Source organism: Cobetia sp. PDI-23MA (assembly GCF_059507735.1).
On sequence record NZ_CM183352.1, the window covers coordinates 683,054 to 701,396 of the forward strand.

The window sequence follows — 18,343 nt, forward strand, 5'->3', positions numbered from 1 at the left end:
ATCACACCACCTTGTAGGCATGAGGTAGTTCGGCCAGTGGGCCGCGTCCGCCGGCGAGTGTCAGGGCGAGATCGACCATCCCGTCCCAGATGGGCAGCGTCATCCCGCCCTTGATCGCCATGTCGAGTCGCTGCGAGAACAGCAGCAGCTTGTGCAGGCGCTTGTGGGGCAGGCGGTTGAGTGCCTGTTGATAGAAGGGGCGACGCTTGTCGAAGATCATCGGCTTCTGCGCCTTGCAGGCATGCTCGAAGCTCTGGCCTTGATCGAGGTGCTGGCGCAGCGAGAGCAGGGTGCGCAGCTCGCGGGTCAGTGCCCACAGGATCACCGGCGGCTCGACGCCTTCTCCCCTGAGCCCGAGCACGATGCGGCCACTGCGCTCGACTTCCCCCTTCAGACACGCATCGGCCAGCGTGAAGACATCATAGCGGGCATTGTCCTCGACGCCCTGGACGATGGCATTGCCATCCAGGCGTGCGCCCGGCGGGTGCAGCAGCGCCAGCTTCTGAAGCTCCTGATCCGCGGCCAGCAGATTGCCCTCGATGCGCTCTGCCAGCAGGCGGGCGGCGTCCTGATTCAGCTCGAGGCCGTGACGACGGGCGCGATCGCGAATCCAGAAGCCGAGGCGGGAGTGGTCCACCGGCCAGACTGCGATGAAGACGCCGACCTTCTCCAATGCCTTGAACCACGCCGTCTGCTGCACCTTGCGATCGAGACGCGCTGCGGTGATCAGCAGGATGTCGCCATCCTTCTCGATGCGCTCGGCGTAGGCCTTGAGGACCTTGCTGCCTTCCTGGCCGGCACTCTGGGTGCCCAGGCGCAGCTCGATCAGCTTGCGCGAGGCGAACAGTGACATGCTGGCGGCAGACTCGGTCAAACGGCCCCACTGAAAGCCATTCTCGACATGCAGTACCTCGCGCTCCTCGACACCGGCGGCACGCGCCGCACGCCGGATGGCGTCGCAGCTTTCCTGATGAATCAGCGGCTCGTCACCGGCCACGATATAGACGGGAGACAGGCGCTTGTTGAGCTGCTCGTCGAGCTTGTCGGGATAGACCTTCATGAATGTCCTTCGATATTGCGCAGGCGAGGGCGGTGATGCCGGTGGACGATAGACGAACACGGCTCCGCGATGGTCGGTTGCCCGATGGCGCGGAGCCGTGCTGTCAGTACGCTCTGGCGTTGGACATCGCGCCGATCCAGAGGTGTCAGGGAGTGATCGAGCGCAGGCGCTCCAGCAGCTGACGGCTCAGGTCACGATTGACTTCCCCGGCCGCACGCTCGCGGAGGTCATCGGTGTTGAGCAGGTCATCATCGTTGGTATAGAAGAAGCTGCTGGCCTGCAGCTCCTGCTGGTTGGTCAGATAGGCCCCATCGGACTTGCGCTGCAGCGAGTAGGTCAGGCGATAGGTCAGTTCACGCTTGATGCTGCCGGCATCGCCGTAGGTGATCTGCTGCACGTTCTCACGGACCTTGCCCAGGTTGAGGGTCAGCGGGGCGCTGTCGCTCAACTGGACGTCGGCACGCTCGAGAGCGTCGCGCAGGGCGTCGTGGGTCTTGGTGATCGGTGCCTGGACGTCCAGCTCGGTGATGGCCATCGGCGCATCGTTCACGCCGCGCAGCTGGAAGCCGCAGCCGCTCAGTGTCAGCGCCAGGCCGACGCCGAGGGCGGCCAGCACACGACGGCGGCCGAGGCCGCGGGATGCACGCTCTGATGTGTCTGTTGAAACACTGGAAGACTTCGCTTGCGTCACCGTGACCTCCTGTCATGAACGGGTGTCATGAATATCTTGCGAGAGCGCTGCGTGGTGCCTGTCAGCATCACGCAGCGCACGGAATATGGCCGTCAGAGACCGACATTTTCTACTCGTCTGTCGGCCTCTGATGGGACCGGCGACTCGGGCCGCCGGTATCTTGCTCTGCCTGGTCGGGTTGCTATCAGTTGGCGACGATATTGACCAGCTTGCCCGGCACCACGATCACCTTGCGCACCGTCTTGCCATCGGTGTGCTTGGAGACATTGGCATCTGCCAGCGCAGCGGCTTCGATGGCGTCGCGATCGGCATCGGCGGCGAAGGACAGACGCGCACGCAGCTTGCCGTTGACCTGTACGACCAGCTCGATGCTGTCCTTCTTCATCGCATCAATATCAGCGACCGGCCAGCTGGCATCGATCACGGCTTCGTCGTGGCCCAGTGTCGCCCACAGCGAGTGGCTGGCATGCGGGATGATCGGTGACAGCAGCAGCACGCAGGCCTCGACGGCTTCACGGCTGACGGCCAGGCCCTGCTCGGAGGTGTCCTCGAAGCGGCTGATGGCGTTGACCAGCTCCATCACGGCCGCGATGGCGGTGTTGAAGGTGGTGCGGCGGCCGATGTCGTCGCTGCACTTGGCGATGGTCTCGTGTGTCTTGCGACGCAGCGCCTTCTGATCATCGTTCAGGGCAGTCACGTCCAGCGCGCCCGGAGTGCCGGCGGCGACATGCTCGTGAACCAGACGCCAGACGCGCTTGACGAAGCGGTGTGCGCCCTCGACACCGGAATCGGACCATTCCAGCGACTGCTCCGGCGGCGCGGCGAACATCATGAACAGGCGCACGGTGTCGGCACCGAAGCGGTCGATCATCGACTGCGGGTCCACGCCGTTGTTCTTGGACTTCGACATCTTCTCGGTGCCACCGATTTCCACCGGCAGACCATCGGACTTCAACACGGCCTTGACGGCGCGGCCCTTGCCGTCGGTCTCGACGTCCACGTCCAGCGGGTTGAACCAGTCGCGGCCGCCTTTCTCATTGATGCGGTAGTAGGTATCCGCGACCACCATGCCCTGGGTCAGCAGCTGCTTGAACGGTTCGTCGCTGTCGACCAGGCCGAAGTCACGCATCAGCTTGTGGAAGAAGCGCGAGTAGAGCAGGTGCAGGATGGCATGCTCGATGCCGCCGATGTAGTAGTCGACCGGCAGCCAGTAGTTGGCGCGTTCGTCCAGCATGGCATCGGCGTTGTCCGCACAGCAGAAGCGCGCGTAGTACCAGGAGGACTCCATGAAGGTGTCGAAGGTATCGGTCTCGCGCTGCCAGCCATCGCCCAGGTCACTGAAGGACGGCATCTTCTTGATCGGCGAGCCGCCGGAGGCGTCGAATTCGACTTCCAGCGGCAGAGCGACCGGCAGTTCGTCGTCGGTCAGCGGGATGGATTCTCCGTTGGGGCCATTCTTGACCGGGATCGGCGCGCCCCAGTAGCGCTGACGGGAAACACCCCAGTCGCGCAGGCGGAAGTTGGTCTTGACTTCACCACGGCCCTGTTCGACCAGGCGCGCTGCGATGGCATCGAAGGCACTCTCGAAGTCGAGGCCATCGAAGTCACCGGAGTTGATCAGCACGCCGTGATCGGTGAAGGCGGCGTCGCTGACGTCAGGCGCATTGCCGTCGGCATCGGCGATCACGGCTTCGATCGGCAGGTCGTACTTGGTGGCGAATTCGTGGTCACGCTCGTCGTGGGCCGGCACGGCCATCACGGCACCGGTGCCGTATTCCATCAGCACGAAGTTGGCGACGAAGACCGGCACTTCACGGCCGGTCAGCGGGTGGATGGCCTTGAAGCCGGTATCCATGCCGCGTTTTTCCATGGTCGCCATGTCGGCTTCGCTGGTGCCGCCACGCGCGCACTCGGCGTTGAACTCGGCAAGCTCCGCATTGTGCTCCGCCGCGGCCTTGGCCAGCGGGTGAGCGGCGGCGACGCCGACGTAGGTCACGCCCATCAGGGTGTCCGGACGGGTGGTGAAGACGGTCAGGGATTCCTGTACCTGGCTTGCCCTGGCGTCGAGGCCGAAGCTCAGCTCGACACCGCGCGACTTGCCGATCCAGTTGCGCTGCATGGTCTTGACCTGCTCCGGCCACTCGACCTTGTCGAGGTCGGCCAGCAACTCTTCGGCATAGTCGGTGATGCGCAGGAACCACTGCGGGATTTCCTTGCGCTCGATCAGCGCGCCGGAACGCCAGCCACGGCCGTCGATGACCTGCTCATTGGCGAGCACGGTCTGGTCCGCCGGGTCCCAGTTGACGATGGAACTCTTCTTGTAGACGACACCCTTCTCGACCAGCTTGGCGAAGAACCACTGCTCCCAGCGATAGTATTCCAGGTCGCAGGTGGCGAACTCACGGCTCCAGTCGTAGGCGAAGCCCAGTGCCTTGAGCTGATCGCGCATGTAGGCAATGTTCTCGTGGGTCCACTTGCCCGGCGCGACGTTGTTCTTCATCGCGGCGTTTTCCGCCGGCAGGCCGAAGGCGTCCCAGCCCATCGGCTGCATGACGTTCTTGCCCTGCATGCGCTGGAAGCGCGAGATCACGTCACCGATGGTGTAGTTGCGCACGTGCCCCATGTGCAGCTTGCCGCTGGGGTAGGGGAACATTGACAGGCAGTAGAACTTCTCGCGGTTGGCATCTTCCACCGCCTTGAAACACTGATTTTTCTCCCAGTACTGCTGGGCAGCCTGTTCGATCTGATCGGGAGCGTACTGTTGAGAAGTATCCTGTGAATCCATCGGGTCCGTCACTACCTTGGCATTGGCCGCTACCCGTCACCAGGGACAGGCAGGGCGTGAAGAGGTGGGCGGTCACATCGGGATGGGCCGCCACTGTCTGCGATGGGGTCAAGTCTACCCCAGACGCCAGGCCTCAGGTAGGGGAGGCGAGTGCCGTGGCGCCAGGCGTATGCGCTTCATGCTGCCAGTGCCACGCGCTTGATGCGTGTCAGGGAGTGGAAGCGTGTGGCTTGTGTCGCAACGCCAACACCACCATGCTGAAGGTAGAGCGCCATGCCCTCCCGCAGTACGGGAGAAGGTGAAGACACAAGGAGAGTCCATGAGCCAACCACGTGAACCCCGCGATCCCCATGAGCCGATCAGCGCCACGGAGCGTAATACGGCTGCCACGTCCTCGTACGACAGTGGCTTTGAAGATACGCCGATGCCCTCGCGCTCAGCCTCCAGTCAGTTGCAGGGCGAAGGTGAAGGACGTCTCGGCGATGCCTATGGGCGAATCCTTTCGCGTCTGGAAGACAGCAGTGGTGAGCTGTCGTGGGATGGCCTCAAGGCCGAGCTGGATGAGGCGGTCAAGTTCGAGGCCGAGGTCGAGGAATTCACGCTGGACGAGCTGGCGCTGCTGCGTGCCTGGGTCGAGCGTGACATGCGTGAATTCCGCCGCCACCTGGCGACCGGCGGAGAAGGGATCGCCAGCTGGCTGGGGATCGATCTCTCGGTGTTGTCGCGCAGTGTCAGTTCCGCGCTGATGTCGATCGCGGACCGCACCGTGGTGGACCGCGCCCACTTCGAGGAAGACCTCGAGGCCGCGCGCGCCGACTACACCAGCGGCGAGGTCATCGCGCCGGGGCTATTGCATTGCGTGCACTGTGAGTCGACCACCACGCTCACGCGCCCCAGCGTGCTGGAGCCCTGCCATGCCTGTGGACATCGTTTCTTCTCGCGTGGCGCGCCGCCCGTCACTCGTCAGCCCCCCACGACCGACGAGAGTGATCAGAGCTGATGGCGACACCGTCAGACTGGTTCGCCCCGGCGCATGCCACCTGGATCGCCGGTCAGCGCCACAAGGCATTGCAACAGCTGATCGAGCACTTCAACCAGCGCCCGCGCCCACGTGATGCGGGCCTCTTCAAGCAGATCTCCTATTACCTCTTTCTGCTTGCGGATTATCGCTCGGCCAGCCAGATTCTGGCCCAGGGGCATGTGGAGTGTCCGGCCGATGAAGAGATCGCGCTCAACCAGGTGGTGTGTCTGTCGCGTGCCAATGATGCCGCTGGCTCGCTGGCGGCCGGTGAGGCATTGGCCGCACGGGGCTGTCGCAATCCGGTGCTGTTCGACTCGCTGGCCAGCAGCGCGGCCAGGCTCAAGCGCCACGATGAGGCACGCGAGTATGGCAGTCGCGCCCTGGCGCTGAAGGATGAGCGGCATGGGAGCCTGCCGTTGGCGAAGGGCTGGCGACTGCCCGCTGACCCCCCCTCGGCAGTCGCGGCCGGCAAGACGCGAGTGCTGGCCTTCGGCCTCTGGGGCAAGGGGCCGCGCTACCTGAACGGCATGCTGCATAACCTGCTGTTGGCGCCGGTGCTGTATCCGGGGTGGCAGGTTCGGCTCTATCACGATGACAGCGTGCCCGATGACTTCCTGGCTCTGGCGCGGCAACTGGACGCCGAGCTGATCGAGCGTCCCGCCAGTGACACCCTGAGACAGCGGCTGTGTTGGCGCTTCGCGGTCGCCGATGACCCGACGGTGGGTTACTTCGTGGTCCGCGACTGCGACAGCGTCATCAGCCTGCGCGAAGTGCGCGCGGTGCAGATGTGGCTGACGTCCGGGCGCTTCTTCCATGTCATGCGTGACTGGTGGAGTCATACCGATCTGGTGCTGGCGGGGCTATGGGGCGGGGTGGCCGGAGTCCTGCCGCCACTCGAGACATTGTTGGCCCGGTGGCAGCCACAGCATGTCGAGACGCCGAATATCGATCAGTGGTTCATGAAGGAGTGCGTGTGGCGCTATCTGCGCGAAAGCCTGGTCAGCCACGACCGGTGTTACTCGCTGCAGATCAAGGGTCGTGACAGCCTGAAGTTCCCGGATGACTTGCTGGGAGAAGCGCCTGGCGGCACGGCGCATGTCGGCAGTGACGAGTGGACGCGCGATCGCGCCTTCCAGCGCCGCCAGCTGGGGCCATGGCTCAAGGAGGCCAGCTGGATGCGTGACAGCGACGACTGAGCGTAATCCTGCGATAAGCTCCCGATGAGCGGGTTATATAGACACACGAAGGGCTGCCCATGGGCAGCCCTTCGTGTGTCTTGCCAGCAGTCCTTCGCTTGCCTTGCCAGCAGTGCTGTCGGGTCTAGCGACCCACCAGCCAGCCGATCCATTCATGCAGTGCCCAACGTGACTGGGTCAGCGCGGAGCTGTTGGGGATCCAGGCATCGATGCCCAGTCCCGACACCGTGGTGTAGCCCACCGGCGCCGGGATGATGGTGCGGAAGCCCTGATTTTGGAAGTTGCGCATCGCGCGCGGCATGTGCCAGGCGCTGGTCACCAGCACGATCTTGTTGATGTCGTCCTGCTCGAGCATCTCGCGCGTGAAGAGCGCATTCTGCTGGGTGTTCTCGCTGCGGTTTTCCAGCCAGCGCGCCGGGTAGTCGAATTCATCGATCAGCGAGCGCTGCATCAGCTCGGCGAGGGTGCCGTCATCGGAAGACGATACCTTGCCACCGGTGAGCAGAATCGGCAGCTCCGCGTTGCGTGCCACGCGTACGCCTTCGTCCAGACGGCTGAGCGTCTCGCCATTGATGCGATCGCGACCCTGCAGCTCCGGGGCGTCGTAGTAGCGTCCGCCGGAAAGCACCACCACGGCCTGCGCCTGGATCCACTCTGCCGGTTCACTGGGTTGAATACGCTCCAGCCCTGACATCAGGCGCGTGGAGACGACCGGCGAGGACAGCAGCCACATGCCCAGAATGGCCACGACCATCATGGCGCGTGCCAGGCCCGGCCAGCGCTTGAGCACGAGCATGGCCAGAAACAGCAGCAGGAGAGGCCCGCCGGGCGGCAATACCAGGTCCTTGATGATGCCGAGTAACTCTGTGATGCCCATTGTGGTCTCGCTTGTGCAGAGGCAGTGCCGGGCATCGGCCCGGCAACGGGTAAGGTTGAGCGTTCAAGCGTCTGAGGCCCAGGGGGCGCAGGCGTTCTGGGGCTCAGGCATTATGGGTCTCAGGCGTCCTGCGGATGTTGACGGCGCGCCTTGAGGCATTCGTTGATGCCCAGCACGAGGCCCGGCGCCAGCAGCAGCCCGATCAGGATCCACACCGGCAGCAGGCCGTAGTGCATCCAGGGCGTCATGCCCAGTTGCAGGCGGATATCGCCAGTGACGGTGGCCTCCTCGAACTGGGGGCCTTGGGCGATGATCTCACCCTGCGGCGAGATGATCGCCGTGACGCCATTGCTGGTGGCTCGCAGCAGATAGCGGCCGTTTTCCAGCGCGCGCAGCTGGGCCATCTGCAGGTGCTGCAGCGGGCCGATGGAGTGACCGAACCAGGTGTCGTTGGAGACGGTCAGCAGCACGGTAGAGCTCAAGGCGCGCTGGCGGACCAGCTCCGGATAGACGATCTCGTAGCAGATCGCCACGCCGATACGCAGACCGCTGACCATCAGCGGCGGCTGCTGGCTGTCGCCTGACTGCATGCTCGACATCGGCAGGTCCAGGAAGCCGATGATGCCCCGCAACCAGCTTTCCAGCGGTACATACTCGCCGAAGGGCACCAGGTGCTCCTTGCGATACTGGGCCGAAGGGTCATCGATGGGAATCACGCTGTTGTAGAAGCGATTGTCGGCGTCACGCTCGACGATCCCGGTCATCAGACCGGTCTTGGGCGGCAGAGTGGCCTGGATGCGCTCGAGGAAGGGCTCGGCCTGGTCGCGCAGCATCGGCAGTGCCGTCTCCGGCCAGACGATCAGGTCGGCATCGTCCTGCACGGCGCGCGTCATCGCGGCGTAGGTATTGGCCGCACGGCGCTGACCTTCGGCGCTCCACTTGATCAACTGCGGCAGGTTGCCTTGCAGCAGAGCGACGCGCGCCGGCTGGCCGCCGGACTGTGTCCAGTCGGTCGGCAGCAGCAGCCCCGCGCTCCACAGCACGATCAGTGGCGCGATCGCCCACCAGCGGCGACGCAGGGCCAGATTCCACAGCAGCGCCCCGGACAGCGCGATGATCAGCGAGATACCGTAGACCCCAAGCACTGGCACCCAGCTGGCCAGCGGCGAGCCCACGGCACTGTTGCCCAGCAGCAGCCACGGGAAGCCGGTGAAGGCCCAGGTGCGGAACAGCTCGCTGAGCACGAACACCGCGGCGAATGACAGCACATCGAGCTTGCGTGAGCAGAAGCGCTGCCACAGACCCATCCACAGCATCGGGAACAGCGCCATGCAGGCCACGAACAGCATCGTCAGCAGCACCGCCAGCGGCATGCCGGTATAGCCATAATCATGAATCGAGACATAGACCCAGCTGGCCCCGCTGCCGAACAGGCCGACCCCGAACCACCAGGCGCGCAGGAAGCCACCACCTTCCATGCGCAGCGCCCCGTAGAGCAGGCCTGCGCCGATCGGGCCCAGCCACCACTGCTCGAAGGGGGCAAAGCTCAGGGTGACCAGTACCCCGGCAATGGTCGCCAGTACATTGGCCAGCAACGAGGCGCCCGGGAAGCTCCTCGCGCGGGGGGAATCTGACATGCCGCTCTCCTTGTAAAATGCCAGACACATCGGCGGATGTGTCTGGCATTGTCCTCTATCGGGTCAGCCTGTGGTCAGGCCATGAATCACTCGCCGCTGATGTGCGCACGATGCTCGGCCGAGGGCGGCGCGACACCGGTGGCATCTTCCAGACGGCATACCTGTACCTGACGAATGCGACGATTGTCCGCATTGAGCACCGTGAAACGCCAGCCGGCGAAATCGGTGGATTCCTGACGGCGCGGCATGTGGCCGAAGCGCTGGATCATCAGACCACCGATGGTGTCGAATTCCTCATCGGAGAAGTCGGTATCGAAGTGCTCGTTGAAGTCATCGATGGTGGTCAGCGCGCTGACGGCGAATTGACCATCGCCCAGCTCGCGAATGTCCTCATCCTCATCGGTGTCGTGCTCATCCTCGATATCCCCGACGATCTGCTCGAGGATATCCTCGATGGTGACAAGGCCTGCCGTGCCGCCGTACTCGTCGATGACCACCGCCATGTGGTTGCGGGTCTCGCGGAATTCCTTGAGCAGGCTGTTGAGGCGCTTGGATTCAGGGATGAACATCGCCGGACGGATCGCTTCGCGCAGATCGAAGCGCTTGCGCTCGCTGTCATTTTGCAGAATCAGCGGCAGCAGGTCCTTGGCCAGCAGGATGCCGAGCACCTCGTCGAGGTTCTCGTCGATGACGGGATAGCGGGAGTGAGCCGATTCGAGAATCAGCGGCAGGTACTCCTCCGGGCGCTGATCGACCTGAATGGCCTGCACCTGGGAGCGGGGGATCATCACCTCGCGCACCTGCTGGTCGCTGATTTCCAGCGCGCCTTCGATGATGGCGATGGCGTCCTGATCGAGGTTGAGGCGTGGGCCTACCTCAGCCAGAAACTGGAGCAGCTCGCTACGGGAGCTGGGTTCGTCGGTGTCGCTTGAGAAGGCGCCGAACAGCTTATCGAGCCAGGTTTTCGATTGGCTTCCCGATCGGTCTTCGCTCATGCGTTAGTTTCTCTTTTCCTCGGTGGCGATACCCCATCGTCGTGGCGGTATCGGGGCTGCCGGGTGACTCGGGGACAAGCCCCGAAGCACCCGGCGGCGGGTGCTGCCGATGCGCAGGGGCGCCGGCATCAGTGATTCTCTTCCCGGTAGGGGTCGGCGATGCCGAGCCCTGCCAGCACATGACGCTCGAGCGCTTCCATGCGTTCGGCTTCATCGTCCTCGATATGGTCATAGCCGAGCAAGTGCAAGGTGCCATGGACCAGCATGTGGGCGAAATGATGTTCCAGCGATTTGCCCTGTTCCCGCGCTTCGCGGGCGACGACATGCACGCTGATGATCAGGTCGCCCAGAAAGCGCTGCTCATCAGGGCTCTGCTCGTCAGCATCGCTCAACGTGTCTGACGCCAGCATGACATCGTCGATGTTGTGGCCGTCGAGATCTTCCTCTTCGCCAGCGTCCAGATCGCCCTCCGGCATGCTCGCAAGCGGCAGGCTGTCGTCCTCGACTTCCTCGGCGAAGCGCGCGGCCAGTTCCGGCGGCAGGGCGAAGTCGTCCAGATCCAGCGGCTCATGCGGGAAGGACAGCACATTGGTCGGGGAATCCTTGCCACGATAATCGCGATTGAGGCCCTGACTCTCGGCTTCTTCCACCAGTCGCACGGTCAGCTCGTACGGCGCCGCGGCGTCGCTGGCCTCGCGCTCGAGTGCGCCATCTTCCGCGGCGGCCAGCAGCGCAGCCGCCACCCAGGCTTCCAGCTGATGGCTGGCCGGCAGCGGCTGACCATCGAATTCACTCTCGCCGATGGCCAGTTGCAGGTCCACCATGACCGCAGGGGCTTCGCTCACTGGCTACCTCCCGGCGGGGTGCTGTCGGCGGGTGGTATGTTGCTCTGGGCATTGAGTGCTGCCATGCGGGCTTCACGCTCGGCTTGACGCTTCTCGCGACGCTCGCCTTCCTGCTGCTCCTCCGCGGCCTCGAAGGTGTCGTAGGCCTCGACGATGCGCTGCACCAGCGGGTGGCGCACGACGTCCTTGGCCAGGAAGCGCGTGATGCTGATCCCCGGGGTGTCCTTGAGCACTTCCAGCACATGGGCAAGGCCGGACTGAGTACCACGCGGCAGATCGACCTGCGAGACGTCACCAGTGATGACGGCGGTGGAGCCGAAACCGATGCGCGTCAAGAACATCTTCATCTGCTCACGCGTGGTGTTCTGGGACTCGTCGAGAATGATGTAGGCGTTGTTGAGCGTCCGGCCGCGCATGTAGGCCAGCGGCGCGATCTCGATGATCTGGCGCTCGATCATCTTGTTGACGTGTTCGAAGCCGAGCATCTCGTACAGGGCGTCGTAGAGCGGGCGCAGGTAGGGGTCGATCTTCTGGGCCAGGTCGCCGGGCAGGAAGCCGAGCTTCTCGCCGGCCTCGACCGCCGGACGCACCAGCAGGATACGTCGCACTTCGTTGTTGTTGAGCGCTTCCACGGCCGCCGCGACGGCAAGGTAGGTCTTGCCGGTACCGGCCGGGCCGATGCCGAAGTTGATGTCGTGATTGCGCATCTCGGTGACATAGCCCTGCTGATTGAAGCCGCGCGGGCGCACGACCACCTTTGGCGTGCGAATCACCACATCGCCGTAGGTGGCGCCCTGGTCTTCGGCGGCTTCGACCAGCGCCTCGACGCCGGATTCCTGCAGGAACAGATGCACGGTCTCGGCATCGACCTCACCGGCCCCTGTCTCGCGGTACAGGTGCTCGAGGACGTTGGCGGTCGCCTTGACGGCCGCGGCAGGACCCGCGATCTGGAAGTCGTTGCCGCGGTTGCGCAGGGTGACACCGAGCCGGGATTCGATCAGCTTGAGATGCTCGTCGCGCTGACCGGTCAGGCTGGCCAGACGCTGCGGGTCTGCCGGCTCAAGCGTCATGTTGAGAATGCGATTGGCTTGCTGTGACTGGTGGCTCAAGGCGTCGAATATCCTGATAGTGATGAGTGGCGAAGAGGCTTGGCGATGAGGGCCGCCACGGCGCATGACGGCGCCATTTCAGTGTCAATGGTGACGCGTTGCCGAAGTCTCAAGAGAGCTTAATGCGCGATGGCCGTACAGGGCAATTGTCCTGTACGGCCAGCGTGGCTATCTGCTTGATAGCGGGGGCTGATGGCGCCTCGTCAATGTCGGGAGTGACGAGCGATCAATAGCGGTAGGGCGAGCTGAGCTCACCGCGCAGCGAGTTGGGGTAGGCCTCGGTGATCTCGACATCCACCAGGTAGCCGATCAGCTCGGTCGGGTTGGCGGCGCGGAAGTTGACCACCCGATTGTTCTCGGTACGCCCTGACAGCAGGCCCGGGTCACGCGGCGAGAAGCCGGAGACCAGGATGCGCTGGGTGGTGCCGACCATCTTGCGACCGATCTGCATCGCCTGCTGGTTGATGCGGTCCTGCAGGATGAGCAGGCGCTCCTTCTTCACCTCTTCCGGGGTGTCGTCTTCCAGATTCGCCGCCGGAGTGCCCGGGCGTGCGGAGTAGATGAAGCTGAAGGAGTGATCGAAGCCGATCTGGCCGATCAGATCCATGGTATCCATGAAGTCCTGATCGGTCTCGCCCGGGAAGCCGACGATGAAGTCGGAGGAGAAGCTGATGTCCGGGCGCAGCGCGCGGATGCGTTCGAGCTTGTCGATGTAGAGGTCACGCTCATGGCCACGCTTCATCGCCGCCAGGATGCGGTTGGAACCCGACTGCACCGGCAGGTGCAGGTGACTGACCAGCTCCGGGATCTCACCGAAGGCCTCGATCAGCGAGTCCTTGAACTCCAGCGGATGCGAGGTGGTGAAGCGGATGCGGTCGATGCCCTCGACCTGCGCCACGCAGCTGATCAGTTCGGCGAGGTCGATCTCCTCACCCAGCTGATTGAGACCGGCGTAGGCGTTGACGTTCTGGCCCAGCAGGTTGATCTCGCGCACGCCCTGTTCGGCCAGGTGGATGACTTCATCCATCACCCTCTCGAAGGGGCGAGAGACTTCCTCGCCGCGGGTGTAGGGCACCACGCAGAAGGTGCAGTACTTGGAGCAGCCCTCCATCACCGAGACGAAGGCGCTGGCGCCGTCGCTCTTGGGCGCGGGCAGATTGTCGAACTTCTCGATCTCGGGGAAGGTCACATCGACGACGGAAATCTGCTTGAGGCTGTCGCGGCGGGTATCGAGCATCTTCGGCACGCGGTGCAGGGTCTGCGGGCCGAACACCATGTCCACATGCGGGGCACGCTTGCGCAGGTTGTCACCTTCCTGACTGGCCACGCAGCCGCCAACGCCGATCACCAGCTCCGGGTTCTTTTCCTTGAGCTTCTTCCAGCGTCCCAGCTGGTGGAACACCTTCTCCTGCGCCTTCTCGCGGATGGAGCAGGTGTTGAGCAGGATGACGTCTGCTTCGGATTCGTCGCTGGTGACTTCCATCTGATGCGATTCGCCGAGCAGATCCGCCATGCGCGCGGAGTCATACTCGTTCATCTGGCAGCCGTGAGTCTTGATGAAGAGTTTCTTCGCCATTGCCTTGTGTGAACGCTCTGAGCTGCGCACCCGGGCTTCGTGCGCCCGCGCCCGGGCACTTGGTGGCGGCGGGCAGCGTCAGCGGTCAGGAGAAGCGGGCGCGACTTGTAATGAATGAGCCCCGGCGCTGATGGCTGGCCGGGAATCGAGGGCACGACGATACCGTGCCAAGCGGCACGCTGATCGGATCGAGGCCAAAATCGGGACGGCACAGTATAGGAGTCTGCCGGCCATGCGGCCAGCCCTGTCGCATCGCTGTCAGCAATGAGGAGGATGCCTGCCAACCACCGGTTCAGCCTGATGGTGGCTGTGGTATCCTCATGAGAAAGCCCGCGCATGCCCTGACGCTACAACAGGGGCTTGGCATGTTTCATAGTTATCAGGCAGGTGTTGCGCGACGCACATCAGGCTGTCAATGGCTTGATTTGTTGAGGTTTTCATGCCGATAGCCCGGCTGCCTGAGCTGGTTAAAATTTGATCGATTTGTTGGCGGGGCAGGCAATTCGCCGTGCGCAGACCTGCCCCTTTGCGGTTGTCCCAAGACTTATCCACAGAAAGTGTGGATCTCTGAAGACACTGAAATGACAGTCTCGGATTTTTCTCGCGGCAATTTCGTTACCGTACGTCCTAGCGCGACAGCGATGCCAGGCAGGATGCCTTGCATTGCGCAACCTGGCAGACACCGCATGGGCAGACAGGGCGAGCCTTCCTTCGCCCAAAAGTGGTCGATCATGTTCGGCATGTGGGGACGCTGGATTCAGCACGTTTGCTCCTCGTGCCCACACGCCTGACACGGTCGGCTTACGCCCTTAGACAGCCATGAAGAACACGATATGACGCGATTCTCCATTACCAGCACCCCTTCATCTTTCGGTCTCCTGTCACCCCGATCGCCGTGTTCGACGCTTGCGCGCTCACTGCGCCGTGTGGTGCTGGGGGCTGGCGTCGCCGGAAGCCTGCTGCTGGGCGCTCCGCTGGCCAATGCAGCCACCGACCGCTGGGTCGCCGATGACCTCACCACCTTCGTGCGCAGTGGCCCTACGGATGGCTACCGCATCGTGGGCACGGTGGAAGCCGGCCAGCCCGTCGAGCTGCTCGAGGTCCAGAATGACTACAGCAAGATCCGCACTGCCAGCGGCGACGTGGTATGGATGCCCTCCGCTGACCTGCAGAACACCCAGAGCGTCAATGCCCGGGTGCCCGAGCTCAGCGCCAGGGTCAAGGAATTGACTGCCAAACTCGATGGCATCAATGAAGAGTGGGAAACCCGTGTCGAGGACATGAAGGCCGGCCTCGAGACGCGTCAGGCGCGTATCGAAGAGCTTGAGCAGGCCAACAACAGCCAGTCAGCCGAGCTTGCCCAGGCGCGCAGCAAGATGCAGGACATGGAAACCAAGCTCGATACCAAGAAGCAGGACCTGCTGATGCGCTACTTCATGTACGGCGGTGGCGTGGCGGGTGTCGGCCTGTTGGTTGGCCTGATCGTGCCGCACCTGCCGCGTCGCAAGAAGAAGCGTCACGGCTTCCTGTAAGGCATCCCGGTAACCGATAGCAGAGGGAGTGCGCCAGCTCATGTCGACACAAGACACGACGATGGACGCGACGCCGGCCAGTGACCCCTGGCTGGCGCGATGGCAGGAAGGGCGGATCGGCTTTCATCTGCCTGCCACACATTCGGCGCTGGAGCGCTGGTGGCCGCGGCTTGAGGTCGCGGCAGGCGCCAAGGTGCTGGTGCCGTTGTGTGGCAAGAGTCTCGACATGCGCTGGCTGGCGGCGCAGGGCTATCCGGTGCTGGGTATCGAGCTTGCCCGCCAGGCCTGCGAGCAGTTCGTCGCCGAAGGCGCTGGGGATGTCTCGCGCTATCGGCTGGAGCACTTCGAATGCTTCCGCCAGGGCATGGTCGAGTTGTGGTGCGGAGACTTCTTCCACTTCCATATCGATCATGTCGATCATCTGGACGCCTTCTATGATCGCGCCGCGCTGATCGCCTTGCCGCCGGCCACCCGGCAGCGCTATGCCTTCCATCTGGCGCAGCTGCTGCCCCCGGGCGCGCGTGGCCTGTTGATCAGTCTCGAGCGGCAGACGGAGCAGCATCAGGGCCCGCCATTCCATGTCGCCGAAGACGAGATTCGTCAGCTGTTGAGTGCCAACTTCACGCTTGAGGTGCTGGAGCGTCGCGCCCCGGATGAGCGCGGCCTGCGCGAGACGGTGTGGAGTCTGGTGCGCAAGGGACCGCGTCGCTGACGCCTCGGGGATGACCTTGTCAGTCAGGTACCGTCCTCTTGAAGGTTCAGTCCTCATGAAAAACGCCACCGCCGCCCAATGGGCGGCGGTGGCGTTTTCGTTGGTGACGAGCTGCTGATTGAGCTTACTGGTCGAGCTGGCGGATCAGCGTGGTGTCCTGGAAGGCGCGAGTCAGCGCATCCCCAATCACCTTTGAAACCATCTCGGTGTTCTTCTCCTGGCTCGGCTTGAGGGCATAGCCCTGGTCACGTGTCGCGGTGTAGCTGCCGGTATAGCGCTGCTTGCCGGACACGGCGACGGCCTTGATCACGCCATTGAGTGTCGCGGTATCGGTGATCAGGCCGCCACGCTTCACGCCATAGGCCAGCTCGGTCAGCGAGATGGTCAGCTCTGCTGCGCCCTGGTTGGCCTGCTCGGCGGATACCGGCACGAAGCCCATGCGGCGCAAGGCGCTGATGGTCTGGGCCTCAAGCTTGGGGGTCAGGTCGCCGGTCGGCACGACCAGATAGCTCGAGGCATTGGTGGCGCCATCGCGAGAACCGATGCGCTCTGACGGACGCTCATCGAGCACATCCACCACCACCTGCTGACCGTGGCCGACCACGCCCATCTCGCCGACCTGCGGATTGACGTACAGGCGCTGCGGGCTGGTGCCGCAAGCGCTGAGAAGTGCCGTCGTGGCGATCAGTGCCACGCTCATGCAGGTGGTGCGCAACTTGTGCATCATCATCGGGGTTCCTGGGCCTGAGGCCGGTTGTCATGGGAGTCATCTCGGCCATCCGTTGCCAATATCTCGCCTGCAGCGCGGGATGGCCGGAGCACAATGGCGCGAGTATAGGGCCAGAATGACGCCTGAGCGTAGTGGAAATTCAGGCTCACGGTTGTCACTTGATGGCGACATTCTCGAGAGTTCATGCGGGATCGACACGGCGCGCCAATGCCAGCAATCCCAGCAGGGGGCCTGGCAGGATGGCAAGCAGCAGCAGGCTGCCCTGTGAGGCGACCAGCGGAGTCAGCAGGGCGATCGAGACCAAAGACAGGCTGAAGCCGATGGCATTCATCACGGCCAATGCACTGGCTTGAAGCTCGACCGGCGTACCGCCTGCCGCGAGTGCCGAGAATTGCGGAGAATCGATCACGGCCATCAGGCTCCAGAGCGCCAGCAGGCCCAGCAGCAGACCATAGCTGGCGTCACCCTGCATGGCCGTGACGAAGAGCAGGGTGAGTATCACCGAGCCCGCCAGCCCCAGGCGAGCCACCCACAGACTACCGCGCGTGCGTGACAGCCAGCCTCCCACCACGCAGCCGGGCCCGCCCACCGCGATCACCAGGAAGCTATGCAGCGCCAGTTGCGTGGCCGATAGCGACAGATCATTGAGTCTGGCCATTGTCGTCAACAGCAGCGGTACCAGCGCCCATAGCGTATAGAGTTCCCACATGTGGCCGAAGTAGCCCAGGGCACCGCGCACGAAGCCGGGATGACGCCAGGCGGCCAGACCACGGGTGGCCCGCGCCAGCAAAGACGTCTTCGTCGAGGTCGTGACCCTTGCGGGAGGCGCGATGGCGGGCAGCAATGCGACCAGCCCGGCCCCTGCCACGGCCAGCAGTGATGCCATGCCGATGGCCGCTCCCCAGGGGAGCGAGAAGTGGCCACTGAGTTGCAGCGCGGCCAGGCCGTGCGGCAGTGCGGTTCCCAGTACCAGCATGCCCACCAGCCAGGCCAGTGCGGCACCGGCGCGGTCAGGCGCCGTGTGCACCATCAGCTTGAGGCCGATGGGGTAGATGCCGGCCAGGGCCAGTCCGGTCAGCACGCGCAGTCCGGAGGCGCTCAGCAGTCCCGGTGCGATCAGCAGAGCCAGATTGGTCAGCGCGCCCAGCACACAGGAGGCCATGAACAGATGGCGCGCCGCGAAGCGGTCTGCCAGTCCTGCCAGTCCCAGCGCCAGCGTACCGACGATGAAGCCGCCCTGTACCGAGGAGGTCAGTTGTCCGAGTGCCGCGGCGCTGTCGCTCGTGAAACTCCAGCTTTCCAGCATGGGGGCGAGTACGGCATTGGGGGTAAACCACAGGCTGGTGCCGAACAGCTGTGCCAGTGCGATCAAGGCGACCGGATAGCGGTTGGCCCATTGCCGCCAGCCAGAGATGGGGGGCGTGAGTGACTTGGTGGAGGACACGAGGGCACCTTGTAGGGCAGAGGGCATGATGGCGCAGCAAGACGCGAACGGGCGACACCGAAGTGTCGCCCGTCACAGATAGCCCGCCCCATCAATGGGGTCAAGGCGTCATTGATGGGGCAGCTCGGCAACG

The 18,343-nt window shown here is 63.9% G+C and carries 15 protein-coding genes; 4 read left to right on the forward strand and 11 right to left on the reverse strand.

Going from position 1 to position 18,343, the window contains the following annotated elements:
* Window position 1: 1 nt before the first annotated feature.
* The 3 genes from holA to leuS all read right to left on the reverse strand — a co-directional run bounded on the left by holA (window position 2) and on the right by leuS (window position 4,536).
* On the reverse strand, window positions 2-1,060 hold the full coding sequence (gene holA / locus AC5WNJ_RS02920; protein WP_176676234.1) for a DNA polymerase III subunit delta: 1,059 nt from the start codon (window positions 1,058-1,060) through the stop codon (window positions 2-4).
* A gap of 145 nt (window positions 1,061-1,205) precedes the next feature.
* Complete coding sequence (locus AC5WNJ_RS02925) at window positions 1,206-1,751, reverse strand: LPS-assembly lipoprotein LptE (RefSeq protein ID WP_176676235.1); 546 nt, start codon at window positions 1,749-1,751, stop codon at window positions 1,206-1,208.
* Window positions 1,752-1,935: 184 nt separating this feature from the next.
* Window positions 1,936-4,536, reverse strand: coding sequence for a leucine--tRNA ligase (gene leuS / locus AC5WNJ_RS02930; RefSeq protein ID WP_176676236.1), 2,601 nt, complete (start codon window positions 4,534-4,536; stop codon window positions 1,936-1,938).
* Window positions 4,537-4,855: 319 nt separating this feature from the next.
* Between leuS and AC5WNJ_RS02935 the strand changes: the two genes are divergently transcribed.
* Window positions 4,856-5,536, forward strand: a complete 681-nt coding sequence (locus AC5WNJ_RS02935) for a zinc ribbon-containing protein (protein WP_306424388.1) — start codon at window positions 4,856-4,858, stop codon at window positions 5,534-5,536.
* Window positions 5,536-6,753: a tetratricopeptide repeat protein gene (locus AC5WNJ_RS02940; protein ID WP_176676237.1), complete on the forward strand. Its 1,218-nt coding sequence runs from the start codon at window positions 5,536-5,538 to the stop codon at window positions 6,751-6,753. Before AC5WNJ_RS02935 ends, AC5WNJ_RS02940 begins: the two co-directional genes overlap by 1 nt.
* A gap of 124 nt (window positions 6,754-6,877) precedes the next feature.
* Here AC5WNJ_RS02940 and AC5WNJ_RS02945 read toward each other — a convergent pair whose 3' ends face one another.
* From AC5WNJ_RS02945 to miaB, 6 genes are all read right to left on the reverse strand, one after another.
* On the reverse strand, window positions 6,878-7,630 hold the full coding sequence (locus tag AC5WNJ_RS02945; protein ID WP_043335281.1) for a YdcF family protein: 753 nt from the start codon (window positions 7,628-7,630) through the stop codon (window positions 6,878-6,880).
* A gap of 119 nt (window positions 7,631-7,749) precedes the next feature.
* Entirely contained in the window at window positions 7,750-9,267 is a 1,518-nt protein-coding gene (lnt, locus tag AC5WNJ_RS02950; protein WP_176676238.1) for an apolipoprotein N-acyltransferase, read from the reverse strand.
* An 86-nt stretch (window positions 9,268-9,353) separates the two neighbouring features.
* Complete coding sequence (locus AC5WNJ_RS02955; RefSeq protein WP_176676239.1) at window positions 9,354-10,262, reverse strand: CorC family transporter; 909 nt, start codon at window positions 10,260-10,262, stop codon at window positions 9,354-9,356.
* 128 nt (window positions 10,263-10,390) lie between these two features.
* Window positions 10,391-11,086 (reverse strand): rRNA maturation RNase YbeY, encoded by a 696-nt coding sequence (gene ybeY, locus AC5WNJ_RS02960; protein ID WP_253062732.1) that lies wholly within the window; start codon window positions 11,084-11,086, stop codon window positions 10,391-10,393.
* Window positions 11,087-11,103: 17 nt separating this feature from the next.
* Window positions 11,104-12,216 (reverse strand): PhoH family protein, encoded by a 1,113-nt coding sequence (locus AC5WNJ_RS02965; RefSeq protein WP_176676241.1) that lies wholly within the window; start codon window positions 12,214-12,216, stop codon window positions 11,104-11,106.
* A gap of 226 nt (window positions 12,217-12,442) precedes the next feature.
* Entirely contained in the window at window positions 12,443-13,792 is a 1,350-nt protein-coding gene (gene miaB, locus AC5WNJ_RS02970; RefSeq protein ID WP_176678260.1) for a tRNA (N6-isopentenyl adenosine(37)-C2)-methylthiotransferase MiaB, read from the reverse strand.
* Between the two features lie 833 nt (window positions 13,793-14,625).
* Here miaB and AC5WNJ_RS02975 point away from each other — a divergent pair.
* A complete protein-coding gene (locus tag AC5WNJ_RS02975) occupies window positions 14,626-15,324 on the forward strand; it encodes a TIGR04211 family SH3 domain-containing protein (protein ID WP_176676242.1) in 699 nt (232 codons plus the stop codon).
* Between the two features lie 40 nt (window positions 15,325-15,364).
* On the forward strand, window positions 15,365-16,036 hold the full coding sequence (gene tmpT / locus AC5WNJ_RS02980; RefSeq protein ID WP_253062236.1) for a thiopurine S-methyltransferase: 672 nt from the start codon (window positions 15,365-15,367) through the stop codon (window positions 16,034-16,036).
* Window positions 16,037-16,160: 124 nt separating this feature from the next.
* On the opposite strand, the gene AC5WNJ_RS02985 is transcribed toward tmpT, so the two are convergent.
* Both AC5WNJ_RS02985 and AC5WNJ_RS02990 read right to left on the reverse strand, forming a co-directional pair.
* Window positions 16,161-16,766, reverse strand: a complete 606-nt coding sequence (locus tag AC5WNJ_RS02985) for a YajG family lipoprotein (RefSeq protein WP_176676243.1) — start codon at window positions 16,764-16,766, stop codon at window positions 16,161-16,163.
* A gap of 181 nt (window positions 16,767-16,947) precedes the next feature.
* A complete protein-coding gene (locus AC5WNJ_RS02990) occupies window positions 16,948-18,210 on the reverse strand; it encodes an MFS transporter (protein ID WP_253062240.1) in 1,263 nt (420 codons plus the stop codon).
* Window positions 18,211-18,343: the final 133 nt, after the last annotated feature.